This window comes from Enterobacter sp. JH25 (genome assembly GCF_021725435.1).
Classification (GTDB): domain Bacteria; phylum Pseudomonadota; class Gammaproteobacteria; order Enterobacterales; family Enterobacteriaceae; genus Enterobacter; species Enterobacter intestinihominis.
Genome location: NZ_CP091319.1, coordinates 318,956 through 334,925, shown reverse-complemented (window position 1 = coordinate 334,925; position 15,970 = coordinate 318,956). Strand labels below are relative to the sequence as shown.

The window sequence follows — 15,970 nt, the reverse complement described above, 5'->3', positions numbered from 1 at the left end:
CGTTCCCTGTTTGCTGTGTTTCTTTTTAAGCCAAACCTGAGGCGTCGTGCCTCTTATTCTATCCTCTCCAGAGTAACGTAAAAGACAACGGGATGAGTCCTGAAAATAAAAACGGGCGGCCTGAGCCACCCGTTTTCGCATCAATGGATAACTTAAATTGCCCAGCCGCCCGCGTAGAACGCCACCAGCGCAACGGCGATGACAACGGTACCGATGTTCAGCTTGCGCCACTCACCGGAGACCAGACGCCCAATCACCAGCGAGGCGAAACCGATCATAATGCCGGTCACGATGTTACAGGTCAGCACGATAAAGACCGCGGTGATCAGACCGGACATGGCATCAACAAAGTCAGCAAAGTCGATTTTCGCCACGTTGCTCAGCATCAGCAGGCCGACGTACATCAGCGCAGGTGCGGTCGCGTAAGCTGGCACCAGATAAGAGAGCGGAGAGAGGAACAGGATCAGCAGGAACAGTACGCCAACGGTAATAGCCGTCAGGCCGGTTTTGCCGCCTGCCGCCGTACCCGCTGCGGACTCAATGTACACTGCCGCTGGCGCTGCACCCACCAGGCCAGAGAAAACGCTGCTCAGGGAGTCGGTGGTCAGCGCTTTGCCGCCGTCAATGATCTGGCCGTCTTTGTCCAGCAGGTTAGCCTGCCCCGCCACCGCGCGGATGGTCCCGGTGGCATCAAACACCGCGGTCATTACCAGCGCCAGCACGCTTGGCAGGATCACCGGGTTCAGCGCGCCAACAATATCCAGGCTGCCAATCAGGGAGTTACCGTTGTCATCGCTCAGCGACGGCATGGCGAAAATCCCGGAGAAATGAACGGACGGGTCGAAGATCAGACCGACGATGGACACGCCGATAATGGTCAGCAGAATGCCGCCCGGCACTTTCAGTTTTTCCAGGCCAATGATCACCGCCAGACCCACCAGCGACATAATTACCGGGAAGCTCGCGAAGTTACCCAGCGCAACCGGCAGGCCGTCCAGCGGGTTCTTGATGACCAGACCCACGCCGTTGGCGGCAATCAGCAGCAGGAACAGGCCGATGCCGATACCGGTGCCGTGCGCCACGCCCTGCGGCAGGTTGCGCAAAATCCAGCTACGGATGCCGGTAGCAGAGATCACGGTGAACAGTACACCCATCAGGAACACCGCGCCGAGCGCTACCGGGACGCTGATATGCTGGCCCAGCACCAGGCTGAAGGCGGTAAACGCGGTCAGGGAGATGGCGCACCCGATCGCCAGCGGCAGGTTCGCCCACAGGCCCATCACAATCGAACCCACACCCGCAACCAGGCAGGTGGCAACAAAGACCGCCGCTGGCGGGAAGCCCGCTTTGCCGAGCATGCCCGGCACCACGATGACGGAGTACACCATCGCCAGAAACGTCGTCAGACCGGCAACAACTTCCTGGCGCACGGTGCTGCCGCGAGCAGAAATTTTAAACATGGCGTCAAGTGAACCGCCGGTACGCGCAGATGGCGTAGACATAGAAAACATCCCCTGAAAATTTTTATTGAAAGTCCGTAAGCGTGGTGGAGACTCCACTGCCAGCGAAACGTCAAATCCTTGTGCTGCGTTTGCGACGAAAGGGGCGTCACAAAAAAAGCAAACGTTTAGCTCCGCGCTTACAAAACGGGTGGTCAAATGTAGGCAAACGATTATCTAGCCTAATACCCGCCCTTTTCAACTGAACTTTCTCGTTTTTCGCTAAAATTGCCTCATGACGATGAAGAATTAAGCAGAGGATGCGCAAACGTTATCGTCCATGCGCAATTTCGTTACATTTCATCCCCCGCCGGGTATCGTCAGCGGGCCGCCTTTCGCAAGCGTTGTCTGCCAGCCCGGACGTGCCTCCACTCTCTGTTTCCACGCCGCTATGTGGTCGAGATTGTCGATGCCGCCTCTCGCCAGCAGGGCGAAGAGGGGAAAACTCATCTGGATGTCCGCCATGGTCAGCGTGTCGCCGGCAAACCAGCTGTTTTCGGCAAGATGATCGTTAATAAAGCGCGCATGCGTTTCCAGCTGGCGGTTGAGATACGCTTTTTGCACCCCCTGCCCCAGCGCCTTACCCAGCGTGCGCAGGCCAAACGGGACGGGGGGTTTGCCGAGGCTGTTAAATACCAGCTTCATTAACAGCAGCGGCATCAAGGACCCTTCGGCGTAATGCAGCCAGAAGCGATACTGCACTTTATGGGCGGGATCTAACGGTTTGAATCGTGACGCCGAATCGTACGTTTCCTGAAGATATTCCAGAATCGCGCCTGATTCAGCCAGAACCAGTCCGTTATCTTCCAGTACCGGGGATTTTCCCAGCGGATGCACTTTTTTGAGCGCGTCTGGTGCGAGCATGGTTTTTTCGCGCTGGTAGCGCACAATCTCATATGTCAGACCCAGTTCTTCCAGCGCCCAGAGGACGCGATGGGAACGAGACTGGTTAAGGTGGTGGACCGTTAGCATGATGTTCTCCGGTGATTCATACTTTTTAACTATAGAAAACTGAACAACTTCACGAAAAAAATTCGGCTAAAATCTCATCATCTCCGGTGGCAAAAACGGCGGCCGGGCATAGAATTAAAGTGTCAGTACAAACCGGAACCTCCTCCACAAGCTCGACACGAGGAGTACTGATGTCGGGGGAAACCCTCCCGTGAGCCAGCGGGATAGAGAGAAAGACAAAGACCGGAAAAAACTAAAGCGCCCTTAGTGGCGCTTTAGTTCTTTATGCTTGTTGCCGGGTGGCGGCTGCGCCTTACCCGGCACACACCTCTCAATCCTCCTCCAGCAACCGCGCCCCTGTTCCCTGCTCGCCCAGCCTGTCACCCGGGTTACGCAGCGGACAATCGCTACGTGATAAACACCCGCAACCAATGCAGCCATCCAGTTCATCGCGCAGGGCCACCAGCGTGTGAATACGACGATCCAGTTCTTCTCGCCACTGGGACGACAGCTGCTTCCACTCTTTCGCGCTCAGCGAGTGTCCTTCCGGCAATACGCCGAACGCGTCGCCGATGGTAGCCAGGGGGATGCCGATACGTTGCGCAATTTTGATAATCGCCACGTAGCGGAGCACATCGCGGGTATAGCGCCGCTGGTTTCCGGCGTTACGGATACTTTTTATTAACCCTTTGCTTTCATAGAAGTGGAGCGCCGACACCGCCACGCCGCTTCGTTTCGCCACTTCACCGGGGGTTAACAGCGCTTTGATGCGCGGTAATCTCTTTTCCATAAAACCTCTTTACCTCAAGTTAACTTGAGGAATTATACTCCCCCGCAGAGAAAACGACGAATCAACCAGGACAGATGTCTCCACAGAGGGGTAACCTTATGTCGCATCAGCAAATTATTCAGACGCTTATTGAATGGATTGATGAACATATCGACCAGCCGTTGAACATTGATGTGGTCGCTAAGAAGTCGGGCTATTCGAAATGGTATTTACAGAGAATGTTCCGCACCGTAATGCATCAAACGCTGGGTGACTACATTCGCCAGCGCAGGCTCCTGCTGGCGGCGCAGGCGTTACGCTCAACGCAGCGGCCCATTTTTGATATCGCAATGGATCTGGGCTATGTGTCGCAGCAGACCTTTTCCCGCGTCTTCCGCCGCGAGTTTGACCGTACGCCGAGCGACTACCGCCATCAGCTCAATTAATGCGTGTTAACGCAAGGGTTGCTGCTGCCAGGCCATAAATGCCTGGGGCGACATCGCTTTCGCGAAGTGCCATCCCTGACAATACTGCACGCCACGCTTCAGCAGCCAGCTCACCTGCTCCCCCGTCTCGACCCCTTCCGCAATGGTTTTCAGCCGCAGGCTTTGCGCCATCTCAATGATGTGCTCGGCAATCAGGTGGCTGGTGCTGTTGGTGGTTAAGGTATCGATAAAAGATTTGTCGATTTTCAGGATATCGACGTTCAGCGAATAGAGGTTATGCAGGTTAGAGTAGCCGGTTCCGAAATCATCGATCGCCACTTCATACCCCGCCTGGCGAAACGCCTGAATGACCGGCGTGGTTTTCGGCACGTCAATAAACCCCCGCTCCGTCACCTCAATTTTGATTTGCTGCGCGCGAACCGAGTAAAAGCGGGCTTTGTCGGAGATCAGGGCAATAAGACGCGAAGAGTGAAAATCTGACGCCGACAGGTTAATCGAGACATACAGATCGGGGTGAGCGGCAAGAAAATGGCCCAGATCGGTGAACACCTCCTCCACGACGTAATCCGTAATGCGCTCAATCATCCCCTCTTTTTCGGCCAGGGGAATAAATTCCGCCGGGCTCATAACCTGACCGTTGAATCCTGGCCAGCGCAACAACGCCTCTGCTCCCACGCACTGGTTATTTTTTATATCAATAATAGGCTGATAATGGACGCACAGCTGGCGTTTATTCAGCGCCCGGTGCAGAAGTCGGCCAGGCGAATTGAATTCACGGTGTGTTCGCGACCACACCAGCAAAATAATAATGCTGCAAATCATCCCCAGCGGTAGCGTCAGAGTAGCCTGATGATAAAGCGTTTTATAAAAACGGGCATTGGAGGTTGAAACGATGGCCGCAATGGGACGCTGCTCTGATTTTACGATCGTATAAAAACGGTCATCTTTCTGAAAAGTCGTTTCCTGATGTCGGAGCATCGAATGCAATAAAGAAATATTGGCTTTCTGACTCACAGAAAAGAATGCATTGCTGACGGTGTCATACACTCCCCACGACAGGGAACGATCGTCTGACATCACCTCACTGTACGAAAGCGGGTTGACCACTGCGACATAATTTCCGCGCTGCATATATATCATTTTATAACCATTAAAAAATGGTGTATCGCGAAAATAATAGATAGCAACGTCGGGTTTACGTGTGTAATTGGCAGCGGGGATGATGTAAGGATGATCCGGTGTAAAAAGGGTCGAGCAGAGAAAGTCCTGGCCTTCAGCATAAATTAAATCGGCAACAAAAAGGCGACCGCGGGAAACGTTCAACATATATTGACGATGCTCCGGCGTACACACTTTACCCTGATATTTTTCTGCGTCTTCCCGGGCCATATCAACCTGTTGAATAACCCGTTCAGTTTTGTTTAAAGCAAGTTCAGCAAACGTGCGCAGCTGAGCGCTGATTTCCGACACGGCTCTAAGCTGGGCAAACCATAGCGCAAGCATCACCGGCAGCATAACTACCATGATAATCCCGACCGCTTTGAGCATTTTGCGCCGCGCGCTACGATTCATTTCCCGCTCTGTATCCCTGCATGTTGTACGCCTGTAGCAATGAAGACCGGCTGCTTTGATAAACAGGTGATTACGTTGCATGAATCATGGGAAGTTAGCAACTGACTTTTGGTATTAAAAATCCTAAAATTCGTGATGCCGATAATATTTTCCCGTAAGCCAAACTAAAAGTATTCATTTCGTTTCTGATAAGGATAATAATTACCCGCGACAGGTGTGGAAAATTTGTTGGCTGAAATAGCCTGCTCTTTGTTCTTATGCTGATTTATAAATAATCAGACGCCAGAACCGTTTTTCCTCTTCCCGTACGCTTGGCGTCATATAATGCCTGATCGGCACGCATCAGTATGGCAGAAGTATCCCGTTGCCCCTGACAGACTTCAACCACCCCGGCGCTGAAAGAGAGTACCAGCGTTTTATCGCCCACACGCAGCGGTTTTGAGATCAGCGCGGCACGCAGCCGGGAAGAGAGCAACGTAGCGGCCATACCATCCGTACGCGCCAGCAGAAGAACAAACTCTTCGCCTCCTACCCGTCCCAGTGCCGACCCGGCCGGGCTCACTTCGCGAATACGGTCGCAAAAGTGAATCAATGCCGCATCGCCAACCTGATGTCCCCACCGATCGTTGATCTGCTTGAAATAATCGAGGTCGAACATCAGGAGACAGAAATGGCTACTGACATCCTGCGGCGAACTGGCTGCCAGCGCCATTTTGAGCCGCTGTAAAATTGTCGAGCGATTCAGACAGCCCGTCAGATCGTCCGTGGTGGCTTTGACGGTCAGCTGCTGTTCTGCTTTTTTACGTTCGGTGATATCGAGGCCAATATTGAGAATGGAGTTATCCGGTAAAAGGATGTTTGACCAGAGGATGGTTAACGGCGTCCCGTCTTTACGCACCGGGTGCCATTCGTACATATCCTTAAGTGGTGCGAAACGAACCGACTCCTGCACGCGCTGTCGCTCCTCGGGATCCGGGTAAAACAGGGCCAGCGGATCGGGGTGCTCGCCGATTTCAGTCATACTCCAGCCAAAGACTTTTTCGCATTCGGCGTTCCACAATACACACCGGTTATGCCTGTCAAAGGCGTTCATCAATACCGGAGCACGTTCAAATAAAGTTTTATATTGCGTGACGACGCGCTGCATCTCTTGCGCTGTTTTTTCCCGCACGATGATGTCATCAAAATAATCTTTTAGCTTCTCGACCAATACCACCACGATATTTTTCAATATCGGCAACGAGGTCAGTTTTTCATTAAAAGCCAAAAAGAAATAACCACTGCACTGTCTGCCATGCGCTGAGAGTTTACATAGCACGCCGCTTTGCAGCCGCGCATAGCCCGGGTGCTGAGGGGAAAATACCGCCCGGCCAATATGCTCTTTCCAGTAGATAACGCGCCAGGCGCGGTGATGCCGTTGCAACAGGGTGCTGGCAAGAAAATCCGCCACGTTGAAGGCGTGACACGTCACGTCGCCGGCACAAACCACGCGCGGCCCGTCTGCGGATTCGACACTGACCCACGAGAGATTTGCCCCCAGTGCGCTGTTGATGATTTCCAGCATTTCAACCGGCGAACACTGCGCGTTGAGTTGTGGCATCAGCTTCGCCAGGGCGTGCAGAGCCTGCATGCTGTCGTTAATAATCTCGCGTCTTTTTTCTTTCATTATCTTTTCGCAGGTCATTAATCGAGAGAGCAACCGCAATAACTCATATCTGAATAAAAGAATAAGACCACGGAATCAAAGAGTATGCTGAGTGTTAAAAAAGAATAAAAATCCAAATAATTCAATGTGATGAATTATTTTTGCGGGTACATTTATTGTTCCACACAAGCATAATCCATAGACATACTGCTGTAAACGCTATACAGCCGAGGGTGTTTTGCAAAGGTTTTGCTATCTGAATGAATTAAAAATAAAAATTCCGGCTAAGCGCCGATCTGAGCGAGTACGATATATTTTCCCCGGTTATAAACCCACTTTTACCTCATACGATACTGGCGAATAAAACAGCAAATGTGATATAGTTCACACATCTTATGTAACGAGAAACATTGTTTCATTCCAGTTCGTCTGTTTTGTCGAGGATGGGTTTTATGGCAACCATTACCACCAGCATGGTGCTCCTGCGCTGGCCGTTGTTGAGCGCGGTTTTGATGTTCCTGGCCAGCACGTTAAACATTCAGTTCCGAAAGTCCGACTACGCAGGTCTTGCTGTGATTAGCACCCTGTTAGGGTTGGGTGCCGCATGCTGGTTCGCGACAGGTTTGCTCGGCATTACGCTGGTGGATATGGCCGCCGTCTGGGAAAACATTAAAGTGGTGATGGTTGAAGCCATGAGCCACACTCCGCCAGACTGGCCGATGGTGATTACCTGATAGCCTGTTATAAAAAACCCAGACATTGTCTGGGTTTTTTGTGTTTCACGCGTCTGGATATCAGAACGGGATATCGTCGTCGAAGTCCATTGGCGGTTCGTTAGACGGTGCCGGAGCAGACTGCTGCTGAGGACGAGACTGCGCGCCGCCGCTGAACTGATTGCCGCCCTGAGGCTGTTGAGGCTGACCCCAACCGCCCTGCTGCTGGCCGCCACCTGCCGGTGCGCCACCGCCCTGACGACCACCCAGCATCTGCATGGTGCCGCCTACGTTGACCACCACTTCCGTGGTGTATTTTTCCTGACCGGATTGATCGGTCCATTTGCGGGTACGCAGCTGGCCTTCGATATAGACCTGAGAACCCTTACGCAGATACTCACCGGCCACTTCAGCCAGTTTGCCAAACAGCACAACGCGGTGCCATTCGGTCTGCTCTTTCATTTCACCGGTCGCTTTATCACGCCAGGATTCGGAAGTAGCCAGCGTAATGTTGGCAACTGCGCCACCACTCGGCATGTAGCGTACTTCCGGGTCCTGGCCCAGATTACCGACGAGAATCACCTTGTTTACGCCTCTGCTGGCCATGTTCGTGTCTCCTGAATACGTTTCTTAATAGTGTAAACGCGCGAGTGTACCATTTCCATGCGACACTTTGATAGTTGCGTAGCATGTTCCAGAGTTCTCTCGCGGACTCGACATTGTTACACAGTGAATCAGAAAATGCATTCCAATACTGTATATTCAAACAGGTCATTTTGTGTCATAATTAGCCGTTTCTGACAGCCGTTTGTCCTTCAAACAAATCAGGCAATCCGTGTTCCAACCGGGAAAGGTGAATGGATAAGATCGAAGTTCGGGGCGCCCGCACCCACAATCTCAAGAATATCAACCTCATAATCCCTCGCGACAAACTCATCGTCGTGACCGGGCTTTCGGGGTCTGGCAAATCCTCACTGGCTTTCGACACTTTGTATGCCGAAGGACAGCGTCGTTACGTTGAATCGCTCTCGGCGTACGCGCGTCAGTTCCTGTCGCTGATGGAAAAACCGGATGTCGACCACATTGAAGGGTTGTCTCCTGCTATCTCCATTGAGCAGAAATCCACATCGCATAACCCGCGTTCTACGGTCGGTACCATTACCGAAATCCATGACTACCTGCGTCTGCTGTATGCGCGCGTGGGCGAGCCGCGTTGTCCGGATCATGACGTTCCGCTGGCGGCCCAGACCGTCAGCCAGATGGTGGATAACGTGCTGTCTCAGCCGGAAGGCAAACGCCTGATGCTGCTGGCGCCAATCATTAAAGAGCGTAAGGGTGAACACACCAAAACGCTGGAAAACCTGGCAAGCCAGGGCTATATCCGCGCCCGTATCGATGGCGAAGTGTGTGACCTGTCCGATCCGCCAAAGCTGGAGCTGCAAAAGAAACACACCATCGAAGTGGTGATTGACCGCTTTAAGGTACGTGAAGATCTGGCGACGCGTCTGGCGGAATCCTTTGAAACGGCGCTGGAACTGTCGGGCGGCACGGCGGTGGTGTCAGACATGGACGATGCGAAAGCGGAAGAGCTGCTCTTCTCCGCCAACTTCGCCTGCCCGATTTGCGGCTACAGCATGCGCGAGCTGGAACCGCGCCTGTTCTCGTTCAACAACCCAGCGGGCGCGTGCCCGACCTGTGACGGCCTCGGCGTTCAGCAATATTTCGACCCGGACCGCGTGATCCAGAACCCGGAGCTGTCGCTGGCGGGTGGCGCCATTCGAGGCTGGGATAAGCGTAATTTTTACTACTTCCAGATGCTGAAATCGCTGGCAGAGCACTATAAGTTCGACGTTGAAGCCCCGTGGGCCAGCCTGAGCGCGAACGTACATAAAGTGATCCTGTTCGGTTCCGGCAAAGAGAACATCGAGTTCAAGTACATGAACGATCGCGGTGACACTTCCGTGCGTCGCCACCCGTTCGAAGGGGTGCTGCACAACATGGAGCGCCGCTACAAAGAGACCGAATCCAGCGCGGTGCGCGAGGAGCTGGCGAAGTTCATCAGCAACCGCTCCTGCGCCACCTGCGAGGGTACACGTCTGCGTCGCGAAGCGCGTCACGTGTTTGTCGAAAACACGGCGCTGCCGACCATCTCAGACATGAGCATCGGCCACGCGATGGACTTCTTCAACAACCTGAAGCTCTCCGGCCAGCGCGCGAAAATCGCCGAAAAAGTGCTGAAAGAGATCGGCGATCGCCTCAAGTTCCTCGTGAACGTCGGCCTGAACTACCTGACGCTTTCCCGATCGGCTGAAACGCTCTCCGGCGGTGAAGCCCAGCGTATCCGTCTGGCGAGCCAGATTGGTGCGGGCTTAGTCGGCGTGATGTACGTGCTGGATGAGCCGTCTATCGGCCTGCACCAGCGCGACAACGAACGCCTGCTCGGCACGCTGGTTCACCTGCGTAACCTTGGTAACACGGTGATTGTGGTTGAGCACGACGAAGACGCCATTCGCGCCGCAGACCACGTGATCGACATCGGCCCGGGCGCTGGCGTGCACGGCGGACAGGTGGTGGCAGAAGGGACGCTGAAAGACATTATGGCGGTGCCCGAGTCGCTGACCGGCCAGTACATGAGCGGCAAGCGCAAAATTGAAGTGCCAAAACAGCGCGTGGCGGCGAACCCGGAAAAAGTGCTGAAGCTAACCGGGGCGCGCGGCAACAACCTGAAAGACGTGACCCTGACGCTGCCTGTCGGGCTGTTTACCTGCATAACCGGCGTGTCCGGTTCCGGTAAATCGACGCTGATCAACGATACGCTGTTCCCGATTGCGCAGACGGCGCTGAACGGCGCGACGCTGGCCGAGCCTGCACCGTACCGCGACATTCAGGGGCTGGAGCATTTCGACAAGGTTATCGATATCGATCAGAGCCCGATTGGCCGCACCCCGCGCTCCAACCCGGCGACCTATACTGGCGTCTTTACGCCCGTCCGTGAACTCTTCGCGGGTGTACCGGAAGCGCGTTCGCGCGGCTACACGCCAGGACGTTTCAGCTTTAACGTGCGCGGCGGCCGCTGTGAAGCGTGCCAGGGCGACGGCGTAATCAAGGTTGAGATGCACTTCCTGCCGGATATCTACGTGCCGTGCGACCAGTGTAAAGGCAAGCGCTATAACCGCGAAACGCTGGAGATTAAGTACAAAGGCAAGACCATCCACGAAGTGCTGGATATGACTATCGAAGAGGCGCGCGAGTTCTTTGACGCCGTCCCTGCGCTGGCGCGTAAGCTGCAAACCCTGATGGATGTGGGTCTGACCTATATCCGTCTGGGGCAGTCAGCGACAACGCTGTCCGGTGGTGAAGCGCAGCGCGTGAAGCTGGCGCGTGAGCTGTCCAAACGCGGAACCGGTCAGACGCTGTATATTCTGGACGAGCCGACCACCGGCCTGCACTTTGCGGATATCCAGCAGCTGCTGGACGTGCTGCACCAGCTGCGCGATCAGGGCAACACCATCGTGGTGATTGAGCACAACCTGGACGTGATTAAAACCGCGGACTGGATTGTCGATCTCGGCCCGGAAGGCGGCAGCGGCGGCGGTGAAATCCTCGTCTCCGGTACGCCAGAGACCGTTGCAGAGTGCGAAGCCTCGCACACCGCGCGCTTCCTCAAACCGTTGCTGTAATCGTTACACGGAGAGCTGCTGTCGGATCGTTTCCGGCAGCAGTTCTACCGCCTGTTGATACGACGCATCTACCAGGTAGTAAATTTGCGAATCTGGCAGCGAGCCGTCGAGAAACACCGTACTCCAGTGTGCTTTATTCAGATGCTTGCTTGGCCTGACATCATCGTGCTGCTGGCGCAGTAAGTCGGCCAGTTCAGGACTGGTTTTCAGCGATGCCGCAGGACGTCCCTCAACCTCTTTTACCATCGCGAACAACACATCACCCACTTTGATCTGCGTGGCTTTCCAGTCGCTGTGAACGCTCTGTTCTGCGCCCGGCTTGCTCATGCAGTACTGAAGTATCTCCGAAATTGTCATCTTTATTCCCCTTGTAGCGTTGCGATAATTTTACGCGAACCACCGTGAATGCGATGTTCTCCCAGCCAGATCCCCTGCCACGTTCCCAGCAGCAGCCGTCCGTTGTGGACCGGCAGCATCAACGAGACCCCCAGCAAAGAGGATTTGATGTGCGAAGGCATATCATCCGCCCCCTCGTAATCATGGTCATACGGGGCGTTATCCGGGACGGTTTTCAGAAAATGCCGCTCCATGTCAGACCGGACGGTGGGATCGCAATTTTCATTGAGCGTGAGAGAAGCAGACGTGTGTTGAAGCAGCAGATGCAGCAAACCCGTTTTGACGCGCGACAGGTTGCGGATTTGCCCGATGACTTCGTCCGTCACCAGGTGAAATCCGCGTGGTTTTGCGCTTAAGGTCAGGGTCTGTTGATACCACATGTGCTGCTCCGTGTTGAAAGATGAATCTTTCTAAGTGTGCAGCAAGAAAGCGAAAGGTAAAACCCGCGCGGCGAGATTTGCTTAAAAAAGCATTCACCCCGCCGTTAATGCATCAGTATTCGGAGTTAACGATCACCTCTTCGCCAAATTTACCGGCCATTGGCAGCGGTCGGTAGGTGGAGTTCGAGGCGCGTAACACCCGGATGCCTCTTGCTCCCACGTCGTGCGCCGCGGTGATGTCGTTATCTGAATCACCGTAGAACACCTTGATATTTTTCTTTTCCAGCCACTGGGTTTTGGTGTTTTGCCCTTCCTGGTCCCCGGCAAAAATGACCGGATTCATGCTGGCCTCCGGGATCAGAAAATCATCCTGTAGCGTTTTCGAGACGGTTTCGGTTTTGGTCTGGCTACGTCCTGTCACGAAGTAAATGCTGTCGCCGCGCTTTACGTGCATGGCGATCAGCGCGCGGGCAACCTCTTTCGGGATACTGAACTCATCCCAGCCGTTGTTCATCTTTTCCCAGAATTCCGGGTTTTTCAGATAGGCTTCGCTGGCCGGGGAGTACGTTTTTTTGCCGCGCCAGAAACCGGGGCTGGAGAAGAGAACGGTATCGTCAATATCGAAGCCCACGGCCATCGGCGGGCGACCCGTCAGGCTGTTTTCGATTTGTGCCACTGAAACCCAGTGAATGGGGGCCTGTTCGGCAAGAATGGCGGCGGTGGTTCCGGTGTAAAGCGGCGTGGGTGCAGAAGCCCGCGCAACAACGGTACTATTAAGCGAGAACAATAAGCAGGCGGCGCTGAGCGCCAGTGTGATCTTGCGCATGTTTTCCCCTGAATATTCAGTTTGTTATCTTTTTATTTTGAGCGGATGGTCAAAAACCATCCGACCATAACCCCAGCGGGAGGGGAAGAAAAGGAGTTTTTGCTTATGAAGCTGAATAAAAAGAAGACGATCACAAAGTGTGGATGAGTGATGTAGGCCCGGTAAGGCGCAGCCGCCACCGGGCAAGATTTTCTGCGGCCTGATGCCCTCACCCCAGCCCTCTCCCACAGGGAGAGGGAGATAATAAGTAGTGAGTACTTACATCACAGCTGCAAACGCCTGCGCCACGCGCTGGACGTTGCCGGCATTCAGCCCCGCCACGCACATACGGCCGCTGGCGATCAGGTAGACGCCGAACTCTTCCCGCAGGCGATCGACCTGCGCCGCGCTCAGTCCGGTATAGCTGAACATCCCGCGCTGCTTGAGAAGATAATCAAAGTTATGTCCAGGCACGGCTTCTTTCAGAACGTTAACCAGCTCCTGACGCATCGACAGGATGCGCTTACGCATGCCTTCCACTTCCGCAAGCCAGGTGGCTTTCAGCTGATCATCGCCCAGTACGGTCGCGACCACCTGCGCACCAAAGTTCGGCGGGCTGGAGTAAATACGGCGGACCGTCGCTTTCAGCTGACCGAGTACGCGTCCCGCGGCTTCGGCATCTTCACACACCACGGACAGACCGCCGACGCGCTCGCCGTAGAGGGAGAAGATTTTTGAGAAAGAGTTGCTGACCAGCGCAGGCAGACCCGCGCTGGCAATCGCGCGAATGGCGTAGGCGTCCTCCTCCATGCCCGCCCCAAAGCCCTGATAGGCGATGTCGAGGAACGGGATCAGGTTACGCGCCTTCAGTACCTCGATCACCGCATCCCACTGGGCATTGGTGAGGTCCGCACCGGTCGGGTTATGGCAGCACGGATGCAGCAATACGATACTGCGCTCCGGCAGGGTGTTCAGTTTTTCCAGCAGCGCATCAACGCGTACGCCGTTGGTTTCGCTGTCGAACCACGGATAGGTCGCCACCTTAAAGCCCGCGCCCTCGAAGATCGCAACGTGGTTTTCCCACGTCGGGTCGCTGACCCACACGCCGGAATCCGGGAAGTACTTTTTCAGGAAATCTGCGCCTACCTTCAGCGCACCCGAGCCACCCAGCGTCTGGATAGTCGCCACGCGCTTTTGCGCGAGCACCGCGTGGTCCGCACCAAACAGCAGCGGCGCGATAGTGTTGCGGTAGGTGTTTAATCCTTCCATCGGCAGATAAAGCGAAGCCCCGTGCGGGGTTGCGTTAAGACGCGCTTCGGCTTCGGCAACGGCTTTCAGTTGAGGAATGATGCCGTCCTCGTTGTAATAAAGACCGATGCTGAGGTTCACTTTGTCGCTGCGAGGATCTTCTTTGAAACGCTCCATCAAGGAGAGGATAGGGTCGCCGGCGTAGGCGTCTACTTTCTGAAACACGCGATGTTCTCCGGATTGTTATGAGGCAGGATTTTCAACAATAAACCGGAAGCAGGAGAAGGTCGAGAAGGTTATGAAAACCGTTTCTGGATATGCCCACGAATTTGTTCGATACGCTCAGACGTCGACCCTGTGACGCGTAAATACGGGATATTTCGGCGCGCCAGTTCAGCGATATACCACGACTGCTGCCTGCGGCGAAACGCCGCGCCTTGCCTGGTACCGTCCTGTACAAAGGGAAATTCATCACCGCACAGTACAACCAGCGAGTAGTCCCGCCCGGCTAAGTCGCACAGCGCCTGAGGCGCCGAGCCATACTGGTCGAGCGTATAAAACAGCGTGGTTAAGGGCGACGTATCACAAATCAGATAAGGCGCCGTGCTGGCTGCGTCCTCACGCCGCACCTGCTCGCGCGCAATATGCAGGAGATCGTCGCATTCCAGTACTCCGTTCTTTTCTTCCCAGTATTCGCGCCCGAACTCAGCGACATAGGGCGCGTTAAGCGCTGCTGCCAACGCCCGGGAAAGCGTGCTTTTGCCCGTCGACTCGCCGCCCAATAAGCAAATTCGAAAGACAAAACTCCGGTAAACCTCCGCCGAGAGCATCTCGCGGTAGCGATGAACATCAGAGCGAATAAGCGTTCCTGAGGGCGCATCAGGGCCCTCCGGGCGCTGAAGCCGCACGTGCGTGACCGGTTTGCCAAAACGCTGGCTTAATACGCGGGCAAAGCCATCGCCGTAATCCTCCGCAGTGAATACGGCGTCCGGTCGGCAGTGAAAGAAGCGTTCGCACAGGGTAGCCACGTAGTGTCGGTGGCGATCGGCATCTGCGTCGTTGGGCGGCGGCGGTTCAATATCATGGCCCGCCGCGATCTCTAGCGAAAACACCAGGTGACGACACCGCGGGAAACGCGTCTGTAGCCACTGAAGGCGCTTTTCGGGTTCGCACCCCGGCATTTCCGGTAGCGAATAGCTGATGATAAACACCGTCTCGCACCGGGCAAGCGCAGCGTTGATAAGCAATTCATGTCCTGCGTGTAAGGGCGCGAACTTGCCGACAATCAGACCCTCTGCGTAAGGTTTCATCGCGCGCGGATCTCCTTACGCCAATGATATAAACCGTGCCAGGCGTTAAACCAGAACACCAGATACAGAACCGCGGTCAAATGCAGGCCCCTCATCGCATACAGCGGCACGGCAAGGGTATTGACGGCAAGCCAGACGTACCAGTTCTCCAGGCGCCGGCCCATTAGCATGAACTGCGCCAGGATGCTAAAGGTTAAAATAATGGAGTCCAGCCAGGGCGCCCAGGCGTTGGTATACCGATGCAATAAAAGCCCGTACAGCGCCGCTACTGCCACGGCACAGGCCAGCAGAAGGAAAAAATGTCTGGGTCGGGTTCGCCGCACCGGCAATACCTCTCCGCGGTTTCCTTTCAGCCAGTGCACCCAACCCGTTATGCTCGTGATAATGAAAAAGAGCTGTAGGGTAACATCGGCATAGAGCTGCACTGAATAGAAGACCCAGGCGTATAGCCCGCTGCCGAGAATACCGATCCACCACGTGTTGATATTGTTTCTGGCCGCCAGCCAGACAGAGAGCGCATAGGCCAGACAAGCAGCTATTTCAGATGGTGACATAT

General features: G+C 54.7%; 15 protein-coding genes. 3 read left to right on the top strand and 12 right to left on the bottom strand.

The features are described 5' to 3' along the window. Positions 1–152: 152 nt before the first annotated feature. The 3 genes from ghxP to soxR form a co-directional block, all read right to left on the bottom strand. Entirely contained in the window at positions 153–1,502 is a 1,350-nt protein-coding gene (ghxP, locus tag L2Y28_RS01610) for a guanine/hypoxanthine transporter GhxP (RefSeq protein ID WP_022646757.1), read from the bottom strand. A 297-nt stretch (positions 1,503–1,799) separates the two neighbouring features. After that, complete coding sequence (locus L2Y28_RS01605; RefSeq protein WP_022646756.1) at positions 1,800–2,471, bottom strand: glutathione S-transferase family protein; 672 nt, start codon at positions 2,469–2,471, stop codon at positions 1,800–1,802. 310 nt (positions 2,472–2,781) lie between these two features. Further along, positions 2,782–3,240: a redox-sensitive transcriptional activator SoxR gene (gene soxR / locus L2Y28_RS01600; RefSeq protein ID WP_003860275.1), complete on the bottom strand. Its 459-nt coding sequence runs from the start codon at positions 3,238–3,240 to the stop codon at positions 2,782–2,784. 98 nt (positions 3,241–3,338) lie between these two features. On the opposite strand from soxR, the gene soxS reads away from it, so the two are divergent. After that, positions 3,339–3,665 carry a superoxide response transcriptional regulator SoxS gene (gene soxS, locus L2Y28_RS01595; RefSeq protein ID WP_003860277.1) on the top strand — a complete coding sequence of 109 codons (327 nt, stop codon included), beginning with the start codon at positions 3,339–3,341 and terminating at the stop codon, positions 3,663–3,665. A 6-nt stretch (positions 3,666–3,671) separates the two neighbouring features. Here the strand turns inward: soxS and L2Y28_RS01590 are convergent, their stop codons facing one another. Together L2Y28_RS01590 and L2Y28_RS01585 are read right to left on the bottom strand one after the other, a co-directional pair. Then, a complete protein-coding gene (locus L2Y28_RS01590) occupies positions 3,672–5,237 on the bottom strand; it encodes an EAL domain-containing protein (RefSeq protein WP_022646753.1) in 1,566 nt (521 codons plus the stop codon). 265 nt (positions 5,238–5,502) lie between these two features. Further along, positions 5,503–6,903: a sensor domain-containing diguanylate cyclase gene (locus L2Y28_RS01585; protein WP_032621426.1), complete on the bottom strand. Its 1,401-nt coding sequence runs from the start codon at positions 6,901–6,903 to the stop codon at positions 5,503–5,505. Between the two features lie 431 nt (positions 6,904–7,334). Between L2Y28_RS01585 and L2Y28_RS01580 the strand changes: the two genes are divergently transcribed. Continuing rightward, positions 7,335–7,616: a YjcB family protein gene (locus tag L2Y28_RS01580; RefSeq protein WP_022646751.1), complete on the top strand. Its 282-nt coding sequence runs from the start codon at positions 7,335–7,337 to the stop codon at positions 7,614–7,616. 60 nt (positions 7,617–7,676) lie between these two features. Here L2Y28_RS01580 and ssb1 read toward each other — a convergent pair whose 3' ends face one another. Continuing rightward, positions 7,677–8,201: a single-stranded DNA-binding protein SSB1 gene (ssb1, locus tag L2Y28_RS01575; RefSeq protein WP_003860284.1), complete on the bottom strand. Its 525-nt coding sequence runs from the start codon at positions 8,199–8,201 to the stop codon at positions 7,677–7,679. A gap of 251 nt (positions 8,202–8,452) precedes the next feature. Here ssb1 and uvrA point away from each other — a divergent pair, with 251 nt between their 5' ends. Beyond that, a complete protein-coding gene (gene uvrA / locus L2Y28_RS01570) occupies positions 8,453–11,275 on the top strand; it encodes an excinuclease ABC subunit UvrA (RefSeq protein ID WP_003860287.1) in 2,823 nt (940 codons plus the stop codon). A 3-nt stretch (positions 11,276–11,278) separates the two neighbouring features. Here the strand turns inward: uvrA and L2Y28_RS01565 are convergent, their stop codons facing one another. The 6 genes from L2Y28_RS01565 to pnuC all read right to left on the bottom strand — a co-directional run bounded on the left by L2Y28_RS01565 (position 11,279) and on the right by pnuC (position 15,968). Next, positions 11,279–11,632 (bottom strand): MmcQ/YjbR family DNA-binding protein, encoded by a 354-nt coding sequence (locus tag L2Y28_RS01565; protein ID WP_006810472.1) that lies wholly within the window; start codon positions 11,630–11,632, stop codon positions 11,279–11,281. A 2-nt stretch (positions 11,633–11,634) separates the two neighbouring features. Continuing rightward, positions 11,635–12,051 carry a secondary thiamine-phosphate synthase enzyme YjbQ gene (locus L2Y28_RS01560; RefSeq protein ID WP_022646750.1) on the bottom strand — a complete coding sequence of 139 codons (417 nt, stop codon included), beginning with the start codon at positions 12,049–12,051 and terminating at the stop codon, positions 11,635–11,637. A 112-nt stretch (positions 12,052–12,163) separates the two neighbouring features. Further along, the gene (gene aphA / locus L2Y28_RS01555; protein ID WP_022646749.1) at positions 12,164–12,877 is read right to left on the bottom strand and encodes an acid phosphatase AphA; all 714 of its coding nucleotides are present in this window, start codon (positions 12,875–12,877) and stop codon (positions 12,164–12,166) included. A 258-nt stretch (positions 12,878–13,135) separates the two neighbouring features. Then, a complete protein-coding gene (gene tyrB, locus L2Y28_RS01550; RefSeq protein ID WP_022646748.1) occupies positions 13,136–14,329 on the bottom strand; it encodes an aromatic amino acid transaminase in 1,194 nt (397 codons plus the stop codon). 71 nt (positions 14,330–14,400) lie between these two features. After that, the gene (locus L2Y28_RS01545; RefSeq protein WP_022646747.1) at positions 14,401–15,414 is read right to left on the bottom strand and encodes an AAA family ATPase; all 1,014 of its coding nucleotides are present in this window, start codon (positions 15,412–15,414) and stop codon (positions 14,401–14,403) included. Then, positions 15,411–15,968 (bottom strand): nicotinamide riboside transporter PnuC, encoded by a 558-nt coding sequence (pnuC, locus tag L2Y28_RS01540; protein WP_022646746.1) that lies wholly within the window; start codon positions 15,966–15,968, stop codon positions 15,411–15,413. Before pnuC ends, L2Y28_RS01545 begins: the two co-directional genes overlap by 4 nt. Between the last annotated feature and the right edge of the window lie 2 nt (positions 15,969–15,970).